The following is a 1,928-nucleotide window of genomic DNA, read 5'->3' on the forward strand; positions in this document are numbered from 1 at the left end:
TTTCGCAAAATCCGACGGCTCCTGATGGCTATACAAAGGATAATTCTGAAAAGATTGGCGGATTTCATACGCTATGTGCGGATGTTGGTGAGATTGAAGGTCATCTCTTATCAGGTTATCAAGCGGGGGATGTTTTGCCCAATTCTGTTTGGTGTTTAAATCACCGCCTGTGTAGTAGTCCAGAAGGGATGGTTTACAATCCGTGGCATAATATTTGGGTTGATATTTATCTTCAATCAGGGACAGGTGTAAATGCAAAGTCGGCATATGGTGTTCCGATTACGACCAATCGTAGCTATGCGGATCATGCATTTGATTTTTGGTTTGTTAATAAGAGATTTTTGACGAGTGATGAGTTTTCGCCATGCATGTATGGAAGTAATCAAGCAACCAGTATTGTCGGCAATCAAGCGCCTTCTCTTAAGACGTCTGGAGGACACGTTGATACAAACAATAGACGGATGATTTCGCATATTGGTTGTGAGGATGGTTGCGGTTATGTGTGGCAATATTTGTCCGGTTGTTATCCAGTGACTAAATGGCATACAGGGGAGCAAGGAAGTAGTTTACGTGTAGACATAAATGTTATGTTGGGAGGAGGCGATTGGACTGGTGGCTCTAACAATGATCATCTTGTACGGAATTTTGCGCATTCTCGTTATGTAGAAGATGAAAAAATAGGCGCCCGTGGATGTAGCGACCCATTTTATTATAATTAGTGCGAGATTGATTAGAACATCATTTTATCCAGCCCCACTTTTGTGGGGCTTTTTTTTATGGAGCGTCAGATGAGAAAGATATCGAAAGAAGGATTAGAGCTTATCAAACAATGGGAAGGTTTGCGTTTAGAGGCTTATAGAGATACGGCATGTGTTTGGACGATTGGTTATGGTCACACCAGCAATGCGGGTCATCCCCTTGTCAAAAAAGGCATGTGTATTAGCCAAGAGCAAGCAGAAGAAATCCTTTGTAAAGACTTAAAGCAATTTGAGCAGACGGTAGAGGAATCGGTTACGGTTTCGTTAACGGATTGCCAATTCGCGGCATTGGTCTCGTTTTGCTATAATGTAGGAAAAGCTGCTTTTTGCAAGTCAACATTGTTGAAGAAGCTTAATCAAGGCGATTATGAAGCCGTTCCTGTTGAATTACAAAAATGGAATAAGGTCGGTGGGAAGCCTCTTGCTGGTTTAGCCAACCGTCGAGCAGCAGAAGCGGGATTATGGGTAAAAGGGGCTTATGTTTCTTCGAATTATCAAAGGGTAGAAACGAAAACGGCAACAGGTCTTTTCAAGGTAGAAGCACTTGCCCCGATTATAGGGTCTTGTTCTGGTTTTGGCGGCTTGTTAGCAGGCAATGGACCGGTGCAATGGGCATTAGCAGGCATAATGGTTTTAGCGGCTGTAACGGGCATAGTGATTGTCGCCAAGCGGTTTGGGGAGCAACGCTTATGATTTTTTGGCTAAAGAAATATTCTCTTATGTTTACAGCGGCTTTAGCCGTTTTTTTTATGGCTTTAGCTAAGGCGTTTCACCTTGGCAAGCAAAGCGAACGGCAAAAGCAAACAGAGAATGCTTTAAAGACAGCAACAACGCGGCTTGAGGTAGAAAATGAAGTTAATCAAAAAAGTGATGCTGGTGTGCGCTCTGAACTTTCTCGTTGGGTGCGCGGCAAATAGGTCTGTTTCTTGTGGTGGCTGGTTGCCCATTTATTTGGATAACAAGGATGTTGCGGTCATCAGTTCCAACCTTGCAAGAGATATTTTGAAGCATAACAAGCAGGGAGCCCATTTATGTGGTTGGAAAGATGGTCAAGAAACGAAGCAGCAAAGATAAAGGTCTTACAGAAAAAGAACAACAGCTCCTTCATGAGATGATAGAGACCTATCAAGGCTTAAAGATGATGTCACGCATCATGAAATTGATTGCCTT

General features: G+C 42.9%; 2 protein-coding genes and 1 pseudogene. All 3 read left to right on the top strand.

What is annotated here, in order from left to right; translation table 11 throughout:
• Nucleotides 1-719: pseudogene (locus ACFIK8_RS08900) on the top strand (hypothetical protein); the annotation flags it as partial.
• A 69-nt stretch (nt 720-788) separates the two neighbouring features.
• Entirely contained in the window at nt 789-1,451 is a 663-nt protein-coding gene (locus tag ACFIK8_RS08905; RefSeq protein WP_375669211.1) for a lysozyme, read from the top strand.
• Nucleotides 1,448-1,675 carry a hypothetical protein gene (locus tag ACFIK8_RS08910; protein WP_012754703.1) on the top strand — a complete coding sequence of 76 codons (228 nt, stop codon included), beginning with the start codon at nt 1,448-1,450 and terminating at the stop codon, nt 1,673-1,675. Before ACFIK8_RS08905 ends, ACFIK8_RS08910 begins: the two co-directional genes overlap by 4 nt.
• Nucleotides 1,676-1,928: the final 253 nt, after the last annotated feature.

This window comes from Bartonella sp. MR168JLCBS (assembly GCF_042194175.1).